The 20,172-nt window shown below is 64.3% G+C and carries 16 protein-coding genes; 8 read left to right on the forward strand and 8 right to left on the reverse strand.

Going from position 1 to position 20,172, the window contains the following annotated elements; genetic code table 11:
• The first annotated feature begins 176 nt into the window (after positions 1 to 176).
• The 4 genes from GIB19_RS25365 to zapE all read left to right on the forward strand — a co-directional run bounded on the left by GIB19_RS25365 (position 177) and on the right by zapE (position 4,170).
• A complete protein-coding gene (locus GIB19_RS25365) occupies positions 177 to 1,256 on the forward strand; it encodes an extracellular solute-binding protein (RefSeq protein WP_274888479.1) in 1,080 nt (359 codons plus the stop codon).
• 147 nt (positions 1,257 to 1,403) lie between these two features.
• Positions 1,404 to 1,718: a hypothetical protein gene (locus GIB19_RS25370; protein WP_238216262.1), complete on the forward strand. Its 315-nt coding sequence runs from the start codon at positions 1,404 to 1,406 to the stop codon at positions 1,716 to 1,718.
• Positions 1,719 to 1,740: 22 nt separating this feature from the next.
• On the forward strand, positions 1,741 to 2,889 hold the full coding sequence (locus GIB19_RS25375; protein ID WP_099429988.1) for a PQQ-dependent sugar dehydrogenase: 1,149 nt from the start codon (positions 1,741 to 1,743) through the stop codon (positions 2,887 to 2,889).
• A 174-nt stretch (positions 2,890 to 3,063) separates the two neighbouring features.
• Positions 3,064 to 4,170, forward strand: a complete 1,107-nt coding sequence (zapE, locus tag GIB19_RS25380; RefSeq protein WP_274888481.1) for a cell division protein ZapE — start codon at positions 3,064 to 3,066, stop codon at positions 4,168 to 4,170.
• A gap of 98 nt (positions 4,171 to 4,268) precedes the next feature.
• Here zapE and GIB19_RS25385 read toward each other — a convergent pair whose 3' ends face one another.
• The 6 genes from GIB19_RS25385 to trhP form a co-directional block, all read right to left on the reverse strand.
• The gene (locus tag GIB19_RS25385) at positions 4,269 to 5,267 is read right to left on the reverse strand and encodes an alpha/beta fold hydrolase (protein ID WP_099429987.1); all 999 of its coding nucleotides are present in this window, start codon (positions 5,265 to 5,267) and stop codon (positions 4,269 to 4,271) included.
• A gap of 75 nt (positions 5,268 to 5,342) precedes the next feature.
• A complete protein-coding gene (locus GIB19_RS25390) occupies positions 5,343 to 5,780 on the reverse strand; it encodes a YqaA family protein (RefSeq protein WP_027596568.1) in 438 nt (145 codons plus the stop codon).
• Entirely contained in the window at positions 5,780 to 6,208 is a 429-nt protein-coding gene (locus tag GIB19_RS25395) for a DUF411 domain-containing protein (protein ID WP_027596567.1), read from the reverse strand. Before GIB19_RS25395 ends, GIB19_RS25390 begins: the two co-directional genes overlap by 1 nt.
• A gap of 14 nt (positions 6,209 to 6,222) precedes the next feature.
• Positions 6,223 to 7,092 (reverse strand): copper resistance protein B, encoded by an 870-nt coding sequence (locus GIB19_RS25400; protein WP_274888484.1) that lies wholly within the window; start codon positions 7,090 to 7,092, stop codon positions 6,223 to 6,225.
• Complete coding sequence (locus GIB19_RS25405) at positions 7,085 to 8,776, reverse strand: copper resistance system multicopper oxidase (protein WP_274888485.1); 1,692 nt, start codon at positions 8,774 to 8,776, stop codon at positions 7,085 to 7,087. Before GIB19_RS25405 ends, GIB19_RS25400 begins: the two co-directional genes overlap by 8 nt.
• 78 nt (positions 8,777 to 8,854) lie before the next feature.
• Positions 8,855 to 10,189 carry a prephenate-dependent tRNA uridine(34) hydroxylase TrhP gene (gene trhP / locus GIB19_RS25410; protein WP_274888486.1) on the reverse strand — a complete coding sequence of 445 codons (1,335 nt, stop codon included), beginning with the start codon at positions 10,187 to 10,189 and terminating at the stop codon, positions 8,855 to 8,857.
• 130 nt (positions 10,190 to 10,319) lie between these two features.
• Here trhP and GIB19_RS25415 point away from each other — a divergent pair, with 130 nt between their 5' ends.
• Complete coding sequence (locus GIB19_RS25415; protein WP_027596563.1) at positions 10,320 to 11,384, forward strand: AI-2E family transporter; 1,065 nt, start codon at positions 10,320 to 10,322, stop codon at positions 11,382 to 11,384.
• Positions 11,385 to 11,511: 127 nt separating this feature from the next.
• On the opposite strand, the gene phnX is transcribed toward GIB19_RS25415, so the two are convergent.
• Together phnX and GIB19_RS25425 are read right to left on the reverse strand one after the other, a co-directional pair.
• Positions 11,512 to 12,339 (reverse strand): phosphonoacetaldehyde hydrolase, encoded by an 828-nt coding sequence (phnX, locus tag GIB19_RS25420; RefSeq protein WP_027596561.1) that lies wholly within the window; start codon positions 12,337 to 12,339, stop codon positions 11,512 to 11,514.
• 34 nt (positions 12,340 to 12,373) lie between these two features.
• Entirely contained in the window at positions 12,374 to 13,480 is a 1,107-nt protein-coding gene (locus GIB19_RS25425) for a 2-aminoethylphosphonate--pyruvate transaminase (RefSeq protein ID WP_274888488.1), read from the reverse strand.
• A gap of 134 nt (positions 13,481 to 13,614) precedes the next feature.
• Here GIB19_RS25425 and GIB19_RS25430 point away from each other — a divergent pair, with 134 nt between their 5' ends.
• The 3 genes from GIB19_RS25430 to GIB19_RS25440 all read left to right on the forward strand — a co-directional run bounded on the left by GIB19_RS25430 (position 13,615) and on the right by GIB19_RS25440 (position 20,122).
• The gene (locus GIB19_RS25430; protein WP_274888489.1) at positions 13,615 to 14,478 is read left to right on the forward strand and encodes a LysR substrate-binding domain-containing protein; all 864 of its coding nucleotides are present in this window, start codon (positions 13,615 to 13,617) and stop codon (positions 14,476 to 14,478) included.
• A 64-nt stretch (positions 14,479 to 14,542) separates the two neighbouring features.
• Positions 14,543 to 15,577 (forward strand): AraC family transcriptional regulator, encoded by a 1,035-nt coding sequence (locus tag GIB19_RS25435; protein ID WP_274888490.1) that lies wholly within the window; start codon positions 14,543 to 14,545, stop codon positions 15,575 to 15,577.
• Positions 15,578 to 15,649: 72 nt separating this feature from the next.
• Positions 15,650 to 20,122 (forward strand): NEL-type E3 ubiquitin ligase domain-containing protein, encoded by a 4,473-nt coding sequence (locus GIB19_RS25440; protein ID WP_274888491.1) that lies wholly within the window; start codon positions 15,650 to 15,652, stop codon positions 20,120 to 20,122.
• The last annotated feature ends 50 nt before the right edge of the window (positions 20,123 to 20,172 follow it).

Raw genomic sequence — 20,172 nt, forward strand, 5'->3', positions numbered from 1 at the left:
GGTGGGGATTCAGGTAGGAGCAGCCTCGTGCTGCGAAGAGGCCGGTGCAAACAGCGGAAATCTATGCTGTTGTCACTGGCCTCTTCGCAGCACAAGGCTGCTCCTACCCGAATCGAGCAGGGTGCGAGTGGTGTGGACTACAGTGACGGACAGCTCCCTTTGCCGAGGTGTCCGTCATGCGTCGATCGCTGTGCCTGCTGTCCCTGTGCCTGGCCCTGCCGCTGCAAGCCCAGGAGAAGGTCGTCAACCTCTACAGCTGGGCCGACTATGTCGCCCCGCAAACCCTCCAGCGCTTCGAGCGCGAAACGGGCTACAAGGTACGCTACGACACCTTTGACACCACCGAGGTGCTGGAGACCAAGCTGCTGACCGGTGGCAGCGGCTATGACGTGGTGGTGCCGTCATCCACCGTGCTGGCCCGGGCGCTCAAGGCCAAGGCCCTGCAGCCGCTCGATGCCCAGGCCATGCCCGGCTATGCCAACCTCGACAAGGACTTGCTGGCCAAACTGGCGGAGGCCGACCCCGGCAACCGCTACGCGGTGCCTTACACCTGGGGCACGCTGGGCCTGGGGGTGAATGTCGAGGCCGTGCGCCAGCGCCTGGGCGATGTGCCGCTGGACAGCCTCGACCTGTTGTTCAAACCGGAGTACGCCAGCCGCCTGAAGGATTGCGGCATCGCCATGCCCGACTCGCCGCAGGAAGTGATCGGCCTGACCTTGAACTACCTGGGCAAGGACCCTTACAGCCAGAACAAGGCCGACTTGGACGCCGCGCAGGCACTGCTGAACCAGCTGCAGCCCTCTGTGCGCTATGTTGCCAACGGCCGGCAGATCAGCGACCTGGCCAATGGCAGCGTGTGCCTGGCGCTCACCTACAACGGTGATGCGGCGATGGCCGCCGACCAGGCACGCCGTGCTGGCAAACCGTTCGAGCTGATCTACCGCATCCCCCAGGAAGGCACCTTGGTCTGGCAGGACAACCTGGTCATCCCCAAGGACGCGCCACACCCGGAGGCAGCCCGCGCGTTCATCGCCTTCATGCTCAAGCCGGACTCCATCGCCGCGCTGACCAACACGCTGTTCTTCGCCAATGCCAACCAAGCGGCCACCCCCTTGGTCGACGCTGCCGTGCGCAACGACCCGGACATCTACCCGCCAGCCCAGGTGCGTCAACGGTTGTACGCCGACCGCAGCATGGCGCTGTCCGACTTGCGCCATCGTAACCGCCTGTGGATGGCCTTCCGCAGCGGCCAATGAGCCCGGCGGGGCTGCGCTGCAGCCCCTTGGGGTCCATACTGAAACATCAGGAATTATCTCCAGCCGCTTTCACACTTTTGCCGCGAACCCCTCGCGCCTTAGGCTATCCAACGCACAAGGCGCGGCATTTCGTACAGGAGGTGAAGCATGAACCTAGCACTGCCAATCCTGGCCATCGGCCTGGCGTTGTGCCTGCCCGCGCGCGCAGCGCCGGTTGCGCCCTTGCAACTCGCGGCCAGCAACAACCCCTACAACAGCCCGATCCAGCGCGCCAACCCCAATAGCCGCCAGGGCAGTATGCCGGCCACACCGCCCGTGCGTGGCCCGTCCACCGACCCCTACCAGCGCACGCCCTCGCTGGACAACCGCGGCATTGGCAACGGCGACAACCTGCGCCGCCAACAGCAAGCGCCCAATCTGGAACCCACCCGGCCGCCGCGCGATAACCCACGCGCGCCGTAAGCCCCGTCGAAAGGAATTCTGCATGACCCGAGCTACCTGGCTGACCACCTTGACCGCTGCCGCGCTGCTGCCCCTGTTGGCGCACGCGGCTTCCGAGCAGCAGTTCCCCAGCGAAGAAGGGCCAGTGACCGTCAGCACCGTCGCCGATGGCCTGCGCAACCCTTGGGCATTGGCTTTCTTGCCGGGCGGCAAGGACATGCTGGTGACCGAGCGCCCCGGCAACCTGCGGGTAGTCAACGCCGAAGGCAAGGTCGGCCCGCCCATCAGTGGCGTGCCTCAGGTCTGGGCCGAAGGGCAGGGCGGGTTGCTGGACGTGGTGTTGTCGCCGGAGTTCGGCAAGGACCGCACCGTTTACCTGTCCTATGCCGAAGCGGGCAATGATGGCAAGGCAGGGACGGCGGTCGGCCGCGGTCAGCTGTCCGAAGACCGCGCACGGCTAGAAAACTTCACGGTGATCTTCCGCCAGCAGCCCAAGCTCTCGGTGGGCAACCATTTCGGTTCGCGGCTGGTGTTCGACCGAGACGGTTACCTGTTCATTGCCCTGGGCGAAAACAACCAGCGGCCGACTGCCCAGGACCTCGACAAGCTGCAAGGCAAGGTCGTGCGGATCTTGCCTGACGGCGAAGTGCCCAAAGACAACCCCTTCGTCGGCAAAGACAACGTGCGCTCCGAGATCTGGTCGTTCGGCCATCGCAATCAGCAGGGCGCAGCACTCAACCCATGGACTGGCAAGCTCTGGACTCACGAACACGGCCCGCGGGGCGGCGACGAAATCAACATTCCCCAGCCCGGCAAGAACTACGGCTGGCCGGTTGCCACCCACGGCATCAATTACTCGCTGCTGCCGATCCCGGAGGCCAAGGGCAAGCACGTCGATGGCATGGTCGACCCGCACCATGTCTGGGAAAAGTCACCTGGCATCAGCGGCATGGCGTTCTACGACAGCCCGACGTTCAAAGCGTGGGACCACAACCTGTTCATTGGGGCGCTGGCTACTCAGCAATTGATCCGTCTGCAGCTCGAGGGCGACAAGGTGGTGCACGAAGAGCGTTTGCTGGGGGACCTCAAGGCGCGTATCCGTGATGTGCGGGTAGGCCCGGATGGGTATCTGTACGTGTTGACCGATGACAAGGACGGGGCACTGTTGAAAGTGGGGTTGGGCGAGGGCTGAAGCGCTGGCTTCTGCCATGCACGGTTCGTGTAGGAGCAGCCTTGCGCTGCGAAGAGGCCGGTGGTGACACTTTAGGTAGTTGTGGCCTGCACTGGCCTCTTCGCAGCACAAGGTTGCTCCCACACAGGAGCGGCGTTGGCTTGCTGACGATGGGGCCAGTACCGATAATGCGGCATGACCGCCCAACCGCAGACCCTCTACCAACAAGCCCTGACCGACCACGGCTATGTCCATGACCCCGCCCAGGCCCACGCAGTCGACGCGTTGCAGGCCTGTTTCGAGGCGATCGAACAGGGCCGCCTGACCCAGGGTGTCTACCTCTGGGGCCCTGTCGGCCGGGGCAAGACCTGGCTGATGGACCAGTTTCACCGTTGCCTGCAACACCCCAGCCGGCGCCAGCACTTTCACCATTTCATGGCCTGGGTGCACCAGCGGTTGTTTCAGCTCAACGGCACCGCCGACCCGCTGCTGGCCCTGGCCCGTGAACTGGCCCGGGAGATTCGCGTATTGTGCTTCGACGAGTTGTTCGTCAATGACATCGGTGACGCGATTATCCTCGGCCGCCTGTTCCAGGTGTTGTTCGACCAGGGCGTGGTGATTGTCGCCACCTCTAACCAACCGCCCGACCAACTCTACCGCGATGGCTTTAACCGTGACCGCTTCTTGCCCGCGATTGCCGCCATTGAACGGCACATGCGGGTGTTGTCGGTGGCCGGCGAGCAGGACCATCGCCTGCATCCGGGCGCTGTGCGGCAGCGTTACTGGGTCACTAAGGCCGGCGAGCGCGGCGTGCTGGGTGAAGTGTTCCGCCAACTCAGCCCGGCTGACCCCGGCAGCGAGCAGCCGCTGGCCATTGGCTCAAGGCAGATAAAGGTTATTCGGCGCAGCGAGCAGGCCATCTGGTGCCGCTTCACCGACCTCTGCGAGCAGCCCTTGGCGGCGATGGAGTTCATGGCCCTGTGCGACCGTTTCCCGTCAATTCTGCTGGAAGACGTGCCAGCGTTAGGTGGCGAGCAACGGGCCGGGCAGATTGCCCGCGGTACCGAGGATGGTGCGGCGCGGGTCGCGGCAGGGGACCGGGAGCTGCCGGCGCTGTCGCCCAAGGACGATGCGGTGCGCCGGTTCATTGCCCTGGTCGACGAATGCTACGACCGCCGGGTGGCGTTGTACCTGGAGGCGCAGGTGCCGCTTGACGCGCTTTATACCCAAGGGTACTTGGCGTTCCCGTATCAACGCACCTTGAGCCGCTTACGCGAGATGCAGTTGCAACGCTTCGGCTAAGCCCCTGTGGGAGCGGGCAAGCCCCCACAGTGATCGCGCATAAGTTTAGATTTTGCCCAAGGCAGTTGCGCCCACTCAGTAGGTTGGGGGCCAGCCCCTCAGCGCCCCAACCACTCGATCAGCGTCCGGTTGAACCGCACCGGCTCTTCGATCTGCGGCGCGTGGCCCATACCCTCGAACGTCACCAGTTCACCCTGGGGGATCAGCTTGGCCACTTGTGGCCCCAGCACCTGGTACTTGCCCAAGCGTGCCTTGACCTCTGGCGGCGCGATGTCGCTGCCGATGGCCGTGGTGTCCTGGTCACCGATCAGCAACAGGGTCGGCATCTTCAGGTCCTTGAACTCGTGGTACACCGGCTGGGTGAAAATCATGTCGTAGATCAACGCCGAGTTCCACGCCACTGCTTCATGCCCCGGCCCTTGGTTGAGGCCCACCAGCATCTGTACCCAGCGCTCATACTCCGGCTTCCAGCGCCCGGCGTAATAGGTCTTGCGCTCATACTCACGCACCCCTGCGGCATCGAGCTTGAGCTCCCGTGCATACCACTGGTCCACCGTACGGTAGGGGACGCCCAGGGCCTTCCAGTCTTCCAGGCCAATCGGGTTGACCATCGCCAGGCGTTCGACTTGCTGCGGGTACATCAGCGCATAGCGGGTCGCGAGCATGCCGCCGGTGGAGTGGCCAAGCACAATGGCCTGCTTGACGCCCAGCTGGTCGAGCAAGGCGTGGGTGTTGTCCGCCAATTGCTGGAAGCTGTACTGGTAATACGCAGGTTTGCTTGAGGTGCAGAAGCCGACCTGGTCGGGGGCGATGACCCGGTAGCCGGCTTTGCTCAGGGCATTGATGGTGGTTTCCCAGGTCGCGGCGCAGAAGTTCTTGCCGTGCATCAGCACCACGCTGTGGCCATTGGCCTGGCCTTGGGCGGGTACGTCCATGTAGCCCATCTGCAGGGCTTGGCCCTGGGAGCTGAAGTCGAAATGCTTGAGCGGGTGAGGGTAGCTGAACCCTTCGAGTTGTTTGCCGTAGGTGGGCGACTCGGCAGCAAGGGCCGGGCCGCCGACAAGGCAGGCAAGGGCCAGGGCGGTTGCGCGCAGCATGGGGGCACTCCGTGTAGGGCCATGTAGGAATAGGCGACTGTATCAGTCAGTTGACCGCCTGAAGCGGCAAAGGTGTTACCAGGCGTGAAACCAGCCCAGGGTGATCATCGCCACCACGGCGTAACGGCCGGCCTTGGCCAGGGTCACCAGCAGCATAAAGCGCCAGAAGGGCTCACGCATGATCCCCGCGATCAGGGTCAGCGGGTCGCCGATCACTGGCATCCAGCTGAGCAGCAGCGACCACTGCCCCCAGCGCTGGTAGCGGTGTTGCGCGCGTTCGAGCTGGCGGGCGCTGAACGGGAACCACCGCTTGTCACGCAGGTGCTCGATGGCCCGGCCCAATACCCAGTTGACCACCGAACCGAGTACATTGCCCAAGGTGGCCACCAGCAACAAGGTCGGCCAAGCGTCGGGCTGGCGCAGCAGCAAACCAACCAGCACGGCCTCCGATTGCAGCGGCAGCAGGGTGGCGGCGCCGAAGGCGCTGAGGAACAGCGCCCACTCGCTGAGCATCAGTAGTTGGCGACCACGGTGTCCTGGCCATCCTGGGTCACACCGATGACCTGGTAGGCGTCTTTGTGGTCACCCATTTCCATGCCCGGCGAGCCCATGGGCATGCCGGGGACGGCCAGGCCCTTGAGGTCGTTGCGTTTGGCCAGCAGGCGGACCTGTTCGGCCGGCACATGGCCTTCGACGAACTTGCCGTCGATCACCCCGGTATGGCACGACGCCAGGCGCGGTGCCACGCCCAGGCGTTGCTTGACTGCGCTCATGTTCGGTTCGACGTGGTCGTTGACGGTGAAGCCGTTGTCGCGCAGGTGGCTGATCCAGGCCTTGCAGCAGCCGCAGTTGGGGTCGCGGTAGACATCGATGGCCTCGGCGGCCTGGGCCAGGCCAGTGATAGCCAGCAGCCCGAGGGTCAGCAGGTGTTTGTGCAGCATGGTGAAACACTCCTTTAGAAACGCAGGCGGATACCGGCCACCAGGCGGGTCTGGCCGGTGTCTTCGCCGTCTTCGCGGGCCTGGTCGGCGCGGTTGCCGTGCAAGCGATGGAAACTGACCCCGACGTACGGCGCGAAACCACGGCTGATTTCATAGCGCAGGCGCAGGCCGATTTCGCTGTCGGCCAACCCCGTGGCTTGCTCGCGGCGTGCATCGTCGCGGCCGAAAGCGTTGGCTTCCAGGGTGGGTTCGAGTACCCAGCGGTTGGTCAGCAGCATAGCGTAAGCGGCTTCCAGGCGCAGCGCGGTCTGTTGCCGCTCGCCGACGTAGGCAGTGGCCTCCAGCTCAACACCATACAGCGGCGTGCCCTGGATACCGAAGGCTCCCCAGGCCTGCCCGCTGGCGGGCTTGAAGTCTTGGCGCAGGCCGCCGACCAGTTCCCACCAAGGGCTGATGGCGTGGCCCCAGAGCGCCTGCAGTTCGGCCTTGTGGGTCTTGCCCTGCTCGCGTTCGCCCTCGCTGCGCAGCCACAGGCGGTCGATGTCGCCGCCGACCCAGGCACTGGCGTTCCAGTTCAACGCGCCGCTGCTGTCGAAGTGCTGGTATTCAAGCTGGTCGACGATCACCGCCCCGTTCAGTGCCCGGTCATGCACCTGGTGCCCTGGCAGCGGCGGGAAGGCTGCGCGACGGTCGGCGTCACTGAGCACTGGCAGCGGCGTACGCGGCTGTTGCGCAGGCGGCGTTGCGTGGTTCATCTGGCTGTGGTCCATGGGCATGGCGCCGTGGCCCCTGTGCTGCAGGCCGGCGGCCATGGCGCGTTCACTGGCGAGCAGCGCCACCAGGGCCACACTGGTGACGATGCGATGGTTATTGAGCTCATTCATCGACGCGTACCTCGCGGAACATGCCGGTCTCCATGTGGTAGAGCAAATGGCAGTGGTAGGCCCAGCGGCCGAGGGCGTCGGCAGTGACTCGGTAGCTGCGACGGCTGCCAGGCGGGATGTCGACGGTGTGCTTGCGCACCATAAAGCGCCCCTGTTCGTCTTCCAGGTCGCTCCACATGCCATGCAGGTGGAGGGGGTGGGTCATCATGGTGTCGTTGACCAAGGTGATGCGCACCCGCTCGCCATAGGCCAGGCGCAACGGTGCGGCATCGCTGAACTTGACCCCGTCGAATGACCAGGCAAAGCGCTCCATGTGGCCGGTTAGGTGCAGCTCGATGTCGCGTGAGGGTTCGCGGCCATCCGGGTCGGGGTAAGGGCTGCGCAGGTCGGCGTAGGTCAGCACGCGCCTGCCGTTGCCGCGCAGGCCGATGCCTGGGTCGGCGAGGTTGGGCCGTGGGGCCATGGTCTGCATGTCTACCAGTGGGTTGCCGGTCTCGCTGGGTGGGTGTTGCTGCAGGGCGGCCATGCTGGAGTGGTCCATGCCGGCCATGTTGCTGTGGTCCATGCCTGCCATGGCGCCGTGGCCCATGTCGGCCATGCTCAGTACGGGGCGCGGGTCGGGTTGCGGCACGGGCGCCTGCAGGCCGTTGGCGCGGGCCAGGGTGCCGCGCGCGTAGCCACTGCGGTCCATGCTCTGGGCATACAGCGTGTAGGCGGGCAGGTCGCCGACGGTCACCAGCACGTCGTAGGTTTCGGCCACGGCGATGCGCAGTTCGTCCACGCTCACGGGTGTCACCGGCAGGCCGTCGGCGGCGATCACGGTCAGTGTCAGGCCGGGGATGCGGAAGTCGAAATAGGTCATGGCCGAGGCGTTGATCAGCCGCAGGCGCACGGTTTCGCCCGGCTGAAACAAGCAGGTGAAGTTGCCATCCGGTGGTTGGCCATTGAGCAAGTAGGTGTAGGTGGCTGCGCTGACATCGGCCAGGTCCGTGGGGCTCATGCGCATGCGGGCCCAGCTCATGCGCTCGGCGACGGTGGTGCTCCAGCCATGGTCGGCCACGTCATCGATGAAATCGCCGAGCGTACGTTTGTGGTAGTTGAAGGCGTCGGACTGTTTTTTCAGGGTCGCCAATAGCTGTTCAGGGGGCTGGTCCGACCAGTCGCTGAACAGCAGCACATGGTCACGCTGGTACTGATGCGCCTCGGGTTCGCGGGGTTCGATAACGATCGCCCCATACACCCCGGCCTGCTCCTGCAACCCGGAATGGCTGTGGTACCAGTAGGTGCCGCTTTGGCGCAGGGTGAAGTGGTAGAGGTAGTCGCCGCCCGGCTCGATACCGGCAAAGCTCAGGCCTGGCACACCGTCCATGTTGGCCGGCAGGAGGATGCCATGCCAATGGATCGAGGTGCTCTGGGCGAGGCGGTTACGCACGCGCAGGCTGACGGTGTCACCTTCGCGCCAGCGCAGCAGCGGGCCGGGCAGGCTGTCGTTGACGGTCAGGGCAGTGCGTGGGCGGCCGGTGATGTTGACCGCGGTCTGGCCGACCAACAGCTCGAAGTGCTGGCCGGCCAGGTCGCGGCCATTGGCGGCCTGGGCGAGTGGTCGCCACAGCCCCAGGCCCGCCAGCGTAGTGGCGGCGCCCAGGCCTTTGACGAAGGTACGGCGGGAGGGGTTGCGCAACATGGCGTGGCCTCATGCGAGAGAGCCTTGATGTTGGCCGTTGCTGGCTGTCAGCCAGCTGAGCTGCGCATTACAGCGTTGTCAGGCGGCGGCCTCGTCGTGGCGCAGGTCACGCATCAGCAGGCCGTACTCCAGCGGGACCTGCTCCGGAATCGGCAGGTACACCACATGGCCGTCACCCGGAGCTACCTCGATGGCCTGCTGCTGGCGGTCGCACAGGCGGTGCAGGTCGAAATGGTAGTTGCCGCGCGGGGTCATCAGCTCCAGGTGGTCGCCCACGGCGAAGCGGTTCTTGACCTTGACCTCGGCCAGGCCGTCCACACGCGCGCCGGTCAGTTCGCCGACGAACTGCTGGCGGTCAGACACCGAATTGCCACGCTGGTAGTTCTGGTACTCATCGTGCACATGCCGGCGCAGGAAGCCTTCGGTGTAGCCGCGCTGCGCCAGGGATTCGAGGTTGCCCATCAGGGCGCGGTCGAAAGGCCGGCCTGCCACGGCGTCGTCGATGGCCTGGCGGTAGGACTGCACCGCGCGGGCGCAGTAGAAGTGCGACTTGGTGCGGCCTTCGATTTTCAGCGAGTGCACGCCCATGCTGGCCAGGCGTTCGACGTGCTGGATGGCGCGCAGGTCCTTGGCGTTCATGATGTAGGTGCCGTGTTCGTCCTCGAACGCCGGCATCGCTTCGTCCGGGCGGTTGCTTTCCTGCAGCAGGAAGACCTGATCGGTAGGGGCACCGAGCCCCAGGGTCGGTTGCACTTCGCGCACGATGTCGCCGGTGGCATCCTCGCTGGCCGGCGTGGCGTCGTATTTCCAGCGGCAGGCATTGGTGCAGGTGCCTTGGTTGGCGTCGCGCTTGTTGAGGTAACCCGAGAGCAGGCAGCGGCCGGAGTAGGCCATGCACAGGGCACCGTGGACGAACACTTCCAGTTCCATGTCCGGCACGTGTTGGCGGATGTCTTCGATTTCTTCGAGCGACAGCTCCCGCGACAGGATCACCCGGCTCAGCCCCAACTGCTGCCAGAACTGCACGCTGGCCCAGTTGACGGTGTTGGCCTGCACCGACAAATGCACCGGCATCTGCGGGTAGTGCTGGCGCACCAGCATGATCAGGCCGGGGTCGGACATGATCAGCGCATCCGGCGCCATCGCGATCACCGGTGCGAGGTCCTTGAGGAAGGTTTTCAGCTTGGCATTGTGCGGGGCGATGTTGATCACCACGTAGAAACGCTTGCCCAGGGCATGAGCCTCCTGGATGCCCAACGCCAGGTTGGCGTGGTCGAATTCGTTGTTGCGCACCCGCAGGCTGTAGCGTGGTTGGCCGGCATAGACGGCGTCGGCGCCGTAGGCGAAGGCGTAGCGCATTGTCTTGAGGGTGCCAGCGGGGGCCAGCAGTTCGGGCTTGGCGGGAGGGGTCATGTGCGCACCGGGGCAAAAGGCCTGAATGCTATGGCTTGGCGGTTTTGCCGGCATTGACCTGAATCAACGGCACGACGGCACTTTTACCCCTACGCCGCGCACTAACGTTCAGGACACTTGAGGATCCTTCATGAACGAAACCGCTTTGCAGAACAGAGCCTTGGCCGTGCTACTGGCACTGGTGACCATCGCCTTCGTGTGGATCTTGCTGCCTTACTACGGGGCGATCTTCTGGGCGGTGATTCTCGGCATCCTGTTCGCGCCGCTGCAGCGCAGCCTGCTGATACGGTTTGGCAGACGGCGCAACCTTGCCGCCGCCACGACGCTGTTGATTTGCCTGGTGGTGGCTGTATTGCCTGTGATCATCACCAGTGCCTTGTTGGTGCAAGAGGGCGCGACGTTGTACCAGCGCATCGAGAGCGGGCAATTGGACATTGCCGGTTACGTCGAGCATGGCATGAACATGCTGCCGGGGTTCGTGCAGCACGGCCTGGACAGCTTGGGCATCGGCAACCTGGAAGGGCTGCGCGAGAAGATCACCAAATGGGCCACCCAAGGCAGCCAGGCGTTGGCCAGCCAGGCCTACAGCTTTGGGCAGGGCACGTTCGAGTTTCTGGTGAGCTTCGGCATCATGGTGTACCTGCTGTTCTTTTTCCTGCGCGAGGGTGCGGAAGTCGCGCGCCGCGTGCGGCTTGCGGTGCCGCTGCCCGAACACCAGAAGCGCCGCTTGCAACTTAAGTTCAACCGCGTGGTGCGGGCAACGGTCAAGGGCAACGTGTTGGTTGCCATTACCCAGGGCGCGCTTGGCGGCTTCATATTCTGGGTGCTGGATATCCCCAGTGCGTTGGTGTGGGCGGTGATGATGGCGTTTCTGTCGCTGCTGCCAGCGGTGGGGGCGGGGATCGTGTGGGCGCCGGTGGCGGCGTACTTCCTGTTGAGCGGGGCGATTCTGCCGGGGGTGATCCTCACGGCGTTCGGGGTGCTGGTGATCGGCCTGGTGGACAACGTGCTGCGCCCGATTCTGGTGGGCAAGGACACGCGCATGCCGGATTACCTGATTCTGGTGTCCACCTTGGGTGGGTTGGCGGTGTTCGGGCTCAACGGGTTTGTGATCGGGCCCTTGATCGCCGCGTTGTTCGTGTCGAGCTGGGCCATTTTTGTCGCCACCAAGCCGCAGGTGCAGTTGCCGCAGTAGGCTCAATACCTTGGCCGCATGCGAACGGTGTAGGAGCAGCCTTGTGCTGCGAAGAGGCCAGTGACCACACCCTCGATCTTCGCTGTGGTCACTGGCCTCTTCGCAGCACAAGGCTGCTCCTACCCGGTCAGGATGCCTGCGGCATCTCGCCCTTGGCCAGACGCCGGTTGATGTCGGCAATCACTTCGGGCAGCTCATTGATGGTGTCGATCAGGTAGTGCGGGCGGGAGCTGGCGAACAGCGCGTGAATGCGCGTGCGCTCGCGCTCCAGTTTCTCGGCACTCAATGCCCGGTAGCCTTCCCAGGTCAGCCCCAGGGCGTTGCCGGAGCACACCAGTGCCACCGTCCACATGCCGGCACGGCGGCCTTCGAGGATGCCCGGTACGGTGTCATCGACCTTCACGCAGGCGGCCACGTCATCGATGCCCAGGGCAATCACGTTGGCCAGGGCCTGGGCCGGCCAGGGGCGGCCGTTCGGGGTTTCGTCGGTGGCCACCACATGGTCGGCGACATAGCCGTTTTGGGCGGCCAGTTCCACCACCTTGTCCATCACCACCTTCGGGTAGCCCGAGCACGAGCCAATCTTCAGGCCGTCCTGGCGCAGGCCGGTGAGGGTGTCCAGGGCGCCCGGGATAAGCGCCGAGTGCACGGCGATCTTCTCGATCTGCAGCGGCATGAAGCGGTTGTAAATGGCCGTGACGTCATCGTCGGTGGGGGTGCGGCCGAACACCTTGCGGTAGCGTTCGGCGATTTCCGGCACGTTGCACAGGGTGCGGATGTGGTCCCACTTGCCCATGCCCATCGGGCCTCGGGCTTCTTCGATGGACACCTGGACGTCGAACTCGGCGAAGGCTTCGACGAAGATCTGGGTGGGGGCGAACGAGCCGAAGTCGACCACGGTGCCGGCCCAGTCGAGGATGGCGGCTTGCAGCTGGGTAGGGTTGCTGTAGTTCATGTGCGCTATTTCCTGAATTGGGGTGGGCAAAGGGTCAAATGTCCAGCACTTCCATTTCCCGCAGCACCTCGGCCACGGCGTTGACTGCGGCTTGCATGCCATCCGGCCCGACCACGCCGATGCAGCCGACGCGGAAGGTCTCGACCTGGGTCAGCTTGCCGGGGTAGAGGATGAAGCCCTTGGCCTTGACCCGCTCGTAGAAGTCGTTGAACTGGTAGCGGGCATCGTTTGGGGCATGGAAGGTGACGATGATCGGCGCCTGGATCTCGGCCGGCAGGAAGCTGCGCAGGCCGAGGGCGGCCATGCCGTCGAGCAGGGTTTTGCAGTTGTCGGCGTAGCGCTGGTGGCGCGCAGGCAGGCCCCCTTCTTCGTTGTACTGCTGCAGCGCTTCATGCAGCGCCGCGACCACATGGGTGGGCGGGGTGAAGCGCCACTGGCCGGTCTTGGCCATGTAGGCGTGCTGGTCATGCAGGTCCATGGCCAGCGAGTGGGCGTTGCCTTCGGCAGCGGCCAGGGCGGTTTTTTCGGCGAAGACGAAGCCCATCCCCGGCACGCCTTCCAGGCACTTGCCCGAGGCGGCGATCAGTGCGTCGAAGGGGACCTCGCGGGCATCGATCGGCAGCGCGCCGAACGAGCTCATGGCGTCGATGATCAGGCGCTTGCCGTGGCGTTTGATCACCTGGGCGATCTCGGCCAGCGGGTTGAGAATGCCGGTGCTGGTTTCGCAGTGGATCAACGCCACGTGGGTGATGGCTGGGTCGGCGGCCAGCAGGCGGTCGACATCGGCGGCGGTGGTCGGTTGGTCTTCGGCGGTTTCGAAGGTGCTGTAGGTGCGGCCCAGCACCTTGCAGATTTTCGCCAGGCGTTGGCCATAGGCGCCGTTGATCAGCACCAGCACCTTGCCATTGCGGGGTACCAAGGTGCCGATGGCGGCTTCCACGGCGAAGGTGCCGCTGCCTTGCAGGGGGACGCAGTGGTGGCTGACGCTACCGTCGAGGATCGCCAGCAGTTGCTCGCAGACGCTGGCGGTGAGTTGGTTGAAGGCGTTGTCCCAGGAGCCCCAGTCCACCAGCATGGCTTGGCGGGTGCGCAGCGACGTGGTCAGGGGGCCGGGGGTCAGCAGGATGGGTGCATTGCTCATTCCGTGGTTCCTCACAAGCGGCGGGTGGTCAGCCGAAAAATCTGGCGCTGAAACTACGGGGGCTAGGTTGCAATTGGCTAAGCTATCAATCAAATTGTTTGTTGTTATGCCAGCCATAAGTCAGGCCGATAAACATGAACCTGTTCCAGCTCCGCGCTTTCGATGCCGTCGCCCGTGAGGGCAGCTTCACCCGTGCCGCCGCGCGGCTGTTCATCAGCCAGCCGGCCGTGACTGGGCACGTCAAGGCGCTGGAAGAGCACTACCAGATCACCCTGCTCAGGCGCACGGCGCGGCGGGTGGAGCTGACCGAGGAGGGCTCGCGGCTGGCTGCCATCACCCGGGCCATGTTCGGCCTGGCCGAAGAAGCCCAGGCAATGCTCGAAGCCAACCGGCAGTTGCTGACGGGCCGCCTGGAGGTGGCGGCGGACGGCCCGCACCGGGTGATGCCGATGCTCGCCCAATTGCGCGAGCGCTACCCGGGCATCACCGTCAACCTGCGCTTGGGCAATGCCCAGGAAACCCTGGCCGCGCTGCTGTCCGAGCACGCCGATGTCGCGGTGTTGACGGAGATCGAACCGCGCAAGGGCTTGTACCTGCAAAGCCTGTGCGAGTCGCGGCTGTGCGCGTTGCTGCCAGCGGGGCATGCGTGGGCGGACGGTGAAGGCGACTTGCCGTTGACCGCGTTGAATCAGCAGATCATGGTGCTGCGCGAGCCCAGTTCGACCACCCGCCGTACGTTCGACAAAGCCTGTGCCGCCGCCGGGGTGCAGCCCCGTGTGCTGCTGGAGCTCGACAGCCGTGAAGCGGTGACCGAGGCAGTGGCGTCGGAACTGGGGGTTGGCGTGGTGTCGTCGACCGAGGTGGCCCATGACCCGCGCGTGGTGGCGCGGCCGCTGGCGGGTGACGGCCTGGTCAACCAGCACATGATTGGCTGCCTGGAGCGGCGCCGCGAACTGCGGTTGATCCAGGCGTTTCTAGGTTTGGCGGCCACCCTGTGAGGCAACGCTGGCGTTTTTCCTGCCCCGGCCTAAGATGGCCGGCATAGACCCACCTGGATGGCCGATGAGCGATAAAGACACCATCTCCATGCAACTGGTGCGTGAAGCCCTGTTGCAAACCTGCCCGGCCGGGCAGCCCGATGTCAGCGTGCTGCAGCGTGCCAGCATCGACCCGGCGCAGCTCGAGTTGCCACAGGCACGCGTCTCTGCCGATGCCTATGCGCGGCTGTGGCGGCTGCTGGCGCGTCGCTGCAACGACGAGTTTTTTGCCATGGACCCGCGCGGGCTGCCGGTGGGCAGCCTGGCCTTTCTGACGCGTGCGGCCATGGCGCAGCCTACTCTCGGGGCTGGCCTAGAAATTGCCATGGGCTTTCTGTCGTTGATGCTCGAAGACCTGCAGCCAAGCGTGGTGCGCCAGCAAAGCCTGGCCGAAATCGTCATCAACGAGCCGCGTGAGCAACCGCGCCGGGCCTTTACCTATTTCACCTTCTGGATGATCGTGCACGGCGTCGCTTGTTGGCTGGCGGGGCGACGCATTCCGATCCTGGCCATCGACCTGCGCTGCGCCGAGCCGCCGTTCTGTGACGATTACCGGGTGATGTTCTCGGAAAACCTGCAGTTTGAACGCCCGCGCTCGCGCATCATCATTGCGGCCGACTGCCTGGACCTGCCGCTCAAGCGCACGCCGCAGGAATTGCAGCGTTTTCTGGCCGAGGCGCCGGGCAACATCCTGGTCAAGTACCGCGACCCGGCCAGCCTGGCCCGGCGCATCCGTGGCCAACTGCTGGCTCTTGACCCGGCGCAGTGGCCGGATGCCGAAAGCCTTGCGCACGGCTTGTGCCTGTCTGGCGCGACCCTGCGGCGGCGCTTGGCCGACGAGGGCCAGACTTATCAGCGGCTCAAGGACAGCGCCCGCCGTGAGCTGGCCATCGCCTGGCTGGCGCAAACGGAGCCGGCCCTGGGCGAAATCGCTGAGCGGCTGGGGTTTGCCGACAGCAGTTCGTTCTACAAGGCTTTTCGCAAGTGGTTTGGTTGCAATCCGGGGCACTACCGGGCGCTGATCCAGGCAGAAGGCCTTGGCGAAGCGCGAGGCGATTGAAGCGTTTCCAGCTTATGGGTAGGGCATGCAGGCACAAGCATGTACGGCCCATCGCCTACCACTGGAACCGCCATGCCCACGCCAACTGCCACTCAGCAATCGCCTGCCGTGCAAGCGAAGCTGTCGACTGCAACGGATGACTTCATCAAGGGCCAGTTACCCGACTGGCTAAAGCGCGCCACGCGGGCGCAGATCAATGCGCTACGCAGCCGTTTCAGTGAGCACAAGAACAGCCAAGATCAACTGCATGAGGCAATAGGTGGCTTGCCTGCGCTGCGGCAATTTGCCGAAACACATTTTCAAACGTTGCTGCCGGACAACGTGCCCCACGACGTGCGCTTGGCTGATCTGTCCTGGATCAAAGTGGTCAACGTAGCCCAGCCGAATTTGAATAGGTTTGTCTACCCCCGCAAGTACACCTACGAACCTGCTCTGGCCCGCCTGATGCAGGGCCTGCAAGCCAGTGCTGATGTTGTACTGAGCAAGGGCCTGGGTTTTGAAGGGAGCACTTCCCTGCTGCTGGAAGCCGATGATGCGTTTCTCGAACGCTATCGACAACTGGACGTAGGCAGGCGCTACCAGGATGAACTAGACCAGGTCTACAACCCACAGAACCAGAACTTGCTTGGCGCAGATAAACGCAGCGGCTTCAGTCTGGCCACTGAGCTTGCGGCGCTCAAAGGGCACCTTAGCCCGTGGGAGCATGCCGCCCTGCGCGAGATTGCGGCGTTTTCCCCGAATACCTATGGGCAGCCCAAACCTCACAGTGTCAGCACGCTCGAGATGCTCGGGCAGACACTTTCCAATACTTTGTTGATAGAGCTGCGTACACCCGCCAACGTCAGCCAGAGCGTGCTGCTGTACCTGCCTGGCGATTCGCATTACGCCTTGCGCCGCTATGGCTCGATGACCGAGATGCAGCAGAAGCTTGCCGTCGAGTTGCAGCAAGCGGGCTTTCGACAGGCGTTGGCGCAGCAAGTGAGCCTGAAGCAGCGTCCTGGGTTTATGCAGACCCTCAGCTTGCGCTTGCAGGACACGCAGCCGGACCTGTCGCTGACACGGGGTGAAATGGTCGAGGACGCCTTCCTTACGCTAGCCCGGCTGCAAGTGCTACAAGCGAAAGCCGATGCCCGGTTGCTGCTCGTGCCTACTGCCGACGTCGACGAGGCTGCAGCCGAACACAGCCGGCAGATGTGGAAAGCGCTGGGTGCCGGCGTGGTTAACCTGGCGGGGTTGTTCGTGCCGGCCGTGGGGGCCTTGCTGTTGGGGCAACTGGTGGTACAGACCTTGTCTGAGGTGTTCGAGGGCGTCAGGGATTGGTCGCGGGGCCATCAGCATGAGGCGCTGCAGCATTTTCTCAGCGTCGCCGAGGTGGTGGCGCTCACCGGCGCCACGGTCGCCGGGGTGGCGGTGGTGCGCAGTGTGTTCGTCGACAAGCTCGAACCCGTCGCGCTGGGCACGCAGCAGGTGCGGCTCTGGAACAACGACTTGGCCCCATATGAAACAACCCCTGAAGACCGAAGCCTGCAGCCTGATGGCCTGTATGGCGCGGGCAAGCGCCGCTGGATGCGGTTGCAGGCCCGTTATTACGAAGTGCATCGCCCTGTGGCCAACGGTTCTTGGTGTTTGCGCCATCCGCTGGACGACAGTGCTTATGGGCCGGCGCTGGTGCATAACGGCGAGCGCGGCTGGCGCTTGCAGCTCGACCAGCCACTGGCGTGGGACGACAGCGCCCGCATGCTCGATTGCCTGTGGCCACAGGATTCGCCCGTCGACAGGGAGAGGGCCGAGCAGATCCTGAAGGTGGCCGGTATCGACCAGGATGAGCTGCGCGGTGTGCTGGTGGAGAACCGTCCGGCACCCATCACCCTCGCCGATACACTGCGCCGTTTTGCTGCGGACGCACGTATCGAGGCCTTCGCTCGCCATTTAAACAACGAAACGCGTCTGCCCCGTGATGAAGAGTTGCTGACCTGGCTAAGCGCGCAGCGTGAAGTGGCAGGCCCCCAAGCCGGCCTGCGCGACAGGCTGCTGCAACAGCTGCCGGCCATGCGTTGGCGTGCGTTCGAACATTTGGCCTATGCCCCGCGCTCTGCCGCATCGGTGGCCGGCCTGGTGTTGCGCGAGTTCCCAGGCTTGCCGAAGGGTTACATTCCTGAGGTATTGAAAGACTGCAGTGCAGTCGAATATGCCATTGCCCGTCGCGAGCAGCGCTTACCACTGCCACTGGCCAGCAAAGCGCGAGCGCTGCTGCGCGCCGCACGCCTGACCCGGGCCATCGAAGGTTTTTACCTGGCCAGTGCCAGTTGCAGCGAAACCGATGAGCTTGCCGTCGCCTTGCTGCGCAAGCTGCCAGCGTGGCCCGCCGGGGTTGCGCTGGAGGTGCGCGAGGCGACACCGCAGGGCCGACTGGTGGCCAGTTTTGTTCCAGAGGGCCAGGAAACGGCGCGTGTTCAGTTGGTTCGCATCAATCGGTATTTCCAGCTGTACGATGCGCAAGGGCAAGCCCTGCCACAGCCCCACCCGGTGCCTGCCACGGTTTTCGAAGCCCTGGTCGCGGCGTTGTCGCCCGCCCAATTGCAAGCACTCGGCCTTGAAGGGAATGACCCGGCCCTGGCCTTGCGAGAAAAGCTGCGAGCACAGTTGCCAGCCTCACACCAGGATTGTGTGGCACTGCTTGGGTGGACGCCGCAACAGCGCTGGTTCAACCCGGGCCAGCGCCTGGCCGATGGTCGCGTGGGCTATCTGCTCAGCGGCCGTGGTGCGGTGGTACAGACACCGCGGCAAACCTTGCTCACCGGCTTGCGCCGGCTTTTCCCGGGCTTGGACGACAACCAGCTGAGCCAGGAACTGGAGCACCTGCTGCAGGGCGAGGACATGCCGTTTGCACGGCTGGCAGGTTTGCAGGATGACCATGAGCAATTGAATCGGGCGGTCAACCGTTGGGTATCCGCAGAGTTCAGCAACAGCAGGCGGGCCAGTCGGCAGTTGATCGCCGATCGGGTGCTCCGTGCCTGGCGTGGACAAGGGGAGCGCTTGTCACTGGGCTTCGGCGAACAGGCCAGCCTGCCGGCACTGCCGGGGCATGTGCAATTTCGCTTCGTGACGTCGCTGGTCATTAACGACACCGCCATCAGTAGTGTGCCGAGTGACTTTCTGCACAGCTTCACCCAGGTGAACTACCTGAACCTCAGTGGTAACCGGTTGTTGAGTATTCCGCCCGGGCTCAGCTACCTGCCCCAGTTACGCACACTGCGGCTGGCGCGCAATTTGATCCGCCTGAATGCATCGGCTGTCGAGACACTTGCCGGGCTGTCCGAACTGTCACGGCTGGACCTGAGCTACAACCCGCTGGGGGCGCTGCACTTGCGCTTCAATCGGCTGCAGCAACTGATGCACTTGAACCTGCGACATTGCCGGCTCGGCATCTGGCCGCAGTACATCGAGCTGTGCCAGAACCTGCAAGTGGTCGACCTGCGTGACAACCAGCTCAGCGCGGTGGCTGATGAAACGCTGCAGATGCCGCAAGCCTTTCGGCAGGTGTTTCTGGTGGAGCGCAACCGCTTGAGCAACCGCCAAGTCATGGCACTTTACGCGCCAGAGGTGATACCGGAAGTCCCGGAGGCCGCAGTGGACCCCGACTACGTGCGCGGCCTGTGGCTTCAGGCCTCGCCTGAGTCACTGCAGGCCGAGCGGGGCTTGGCATGGGCAGCAATGGCCACGCATCGCAACAGCGACGCTTTCGTTCAATTGTTGGGGCAATTGGAGCATGCCTCGGATTACGAGCAGGCACGCCCGCATATCGCCGGGCAGGTATGGTCACTGCTGGAGCAGATGCACCGCGATGACACGCTGCGCGATGCCGTATTCGAGCAGGCTGGCGATACGCCCGCGGACGAGAGACGAGCAGTGGATGTGTTCAGCCGGATGCAACTGCATAGCTTGCAGGCACGTGCTGCGGCAAATGCCCACCGGCTCGAGCGCATCAACGAGCATATCGGCTTGGGGCTCAGCCTGTTTCGTTTGGACTTCCTGGCAGTGATTGCACGGGAGACGGCCGCACAGGTGAATGAGCAGCGGGAAATCGCCCGGCTGGATGACCCCGCGTTGATGGGCTTGGCGGATGTCGATGTCCGGGACATCGACTTGCTCTTTCGTGTCAGGCTGAGGGAGGCCCTGAACCTGCCTGGCCAACCCCACACGTTGCGTGACGCCGAGGCGCTGGGTGTCAGTGAGGCATCGATAGACGATGCCAGGCAACGTATCGAACGGGTGGGCGATATCGAGACGTTCGCCGAAGATTTGAGCCAACGTGCGTTCTGGCAGCGCTACTTGCGTAGCCAACACGCGGAAGACTTTCTCGCCTTGGAGCGTGCTCATGGCGAGCGTGTCCGCCGGTTCCATGCCGAGCAGCCAGACGCACCTGCGCCAGTGCGTGCGCAGGCCCTGGAGAACCTGGAAATCGAGCACGAGTCAGCCCTGCACCGTCACAGCGTGGCACTGACGCGCTTCGAGCTGAGGACCAACCTGGCCCGCCAGGGCTGACATTAGCTGCGCCATCAGCCCTTGAACGTGCCTGCAGGGGCGGTTTTCCG

The sequence above is a fragment of the Pseudomonas sp. ITEM 17296 genome (assembly GCF_028895205.1).
In the GTDB taxonomy this organism is placed as follows: Bacteria; Pseudomonadota; Gammaproteobacteria; order Pseudomonadales; family Pseudomonadaceae; genus Aquipseudomonas; species Aquipseudomonas kermanshahensis.

Bases quoted from the DNA above. Each gene is read 5' to 3' on its own strand.
- zapE (WP_274888481.1), top strand. From the start codon at position 3,064: ATGACCGCCCAACCGCAGACCCTCTACCAACAAGCCCTGACCGACCAC.
- GIB19_RS25365 (WP_274888479.1), top strand. From the start codon at position 177: ATGCGTCGATCGCTGTGCCTGCTGTCCCTGTGCCTGGCCCTGCCGCTG.
- GIB19_RS25395 (WP_027596567.1), bottom strand. From the start codon at position 6,208: ATGCTGCACAAACACCTGCTGACCCTCGGGCTGCTGGCTATCACTGGC.
- GIB19_RS25430 (WP_274888489.1), top strand. From the start codon at position 13,615: ATGAACCTGTTCCAGCTCCGCGCTTTCGATGCCGTCGCCCGTGAGGGC.
- GIB19_RS25425 (WP_274888488.1), bottom strand. From the start codon at position 13,480: ATGAGCAATGCACCCATCCTGCTGACCCCCGGCCCCCTGACCACGTCG.
- GIB19_RS25440 (WP_274888491.1), top strand. From the start codon at position 15,650: ATGCCCACGCCAACTGCCACTCAGCAATCGCCTGCCGTGCAAGCGAAG.
- GIB19_RS25400 (WP_274888484.1), bottom strand. From the start codon at position 7,092: ATGAATGAGCTCAATAACCATCGCATCGTCACCAGTGTGGCCCTGGTG.
- GIB19_RS25405 (WP_274888485.1), bottom strand. From the start codon at position 8,776: ATGTTGCGCAACCCCTCCCGCCGTACCTTCGTCAAAGGCCTGGGCGCC.
- GIB19_RS25390 (WP_027596568.1), bottom strand. From the start codon at position 5,780: ATGCTCAGCGAGTGGGCGCTGTTCCTCAGCGCCTTCGGCGCCGCCACC.
- trhP (WP_274888486.1), bottom strand. From the start codon at position 10,189: ATGACCCCTCCCGCCAAGCCCGAACTGCTGGCCCCCGCTGGCACCCTC.
- GIB19_RS25385 (WP_099429987.1), bottom strand. From the start codon at position 5,267: ATGCTGCGCGCAACCGCCCTGGCCCTTGCCTGCCTTGTCGGCGGCCCG.
- GIB19_RS25435 (WP_274888490.1), top strand. From the start codon at position 14,543: ATGAGCGATAAAGACACCATCTCCATGCAACTGGTGCGTGAAGCCCTG.
- GIB19_RS25370 (WP_238216262.1), top strand. From the start codon at position 1,404: ATGAACCTAGCACTGCCAATCCTGGCCATCGGCCTGGCGTTGTGCCTG.
- GIB19_RS25415 (WP_027596563.1), top strand. From the start codon at position 10,320: ATGAACGAAACCGCTTTGCAGAACAGAGCCTTGGCCGTGCTACTGGCA.
- phnX (WP_027596561.1), bottom strand. From the start codon at position 12,339: ATGAACTACAGCAACCCTACCCAGCTGCAAGCCGCCATCCTCGACTGG.
- GIB19_RS25375 (WP_099429988.1), top strand. From the start codon at position 1,741: ATGACCCGAGCTACCTGGCTGACCACCTTGACCGCTGCCGCGCTGCTG.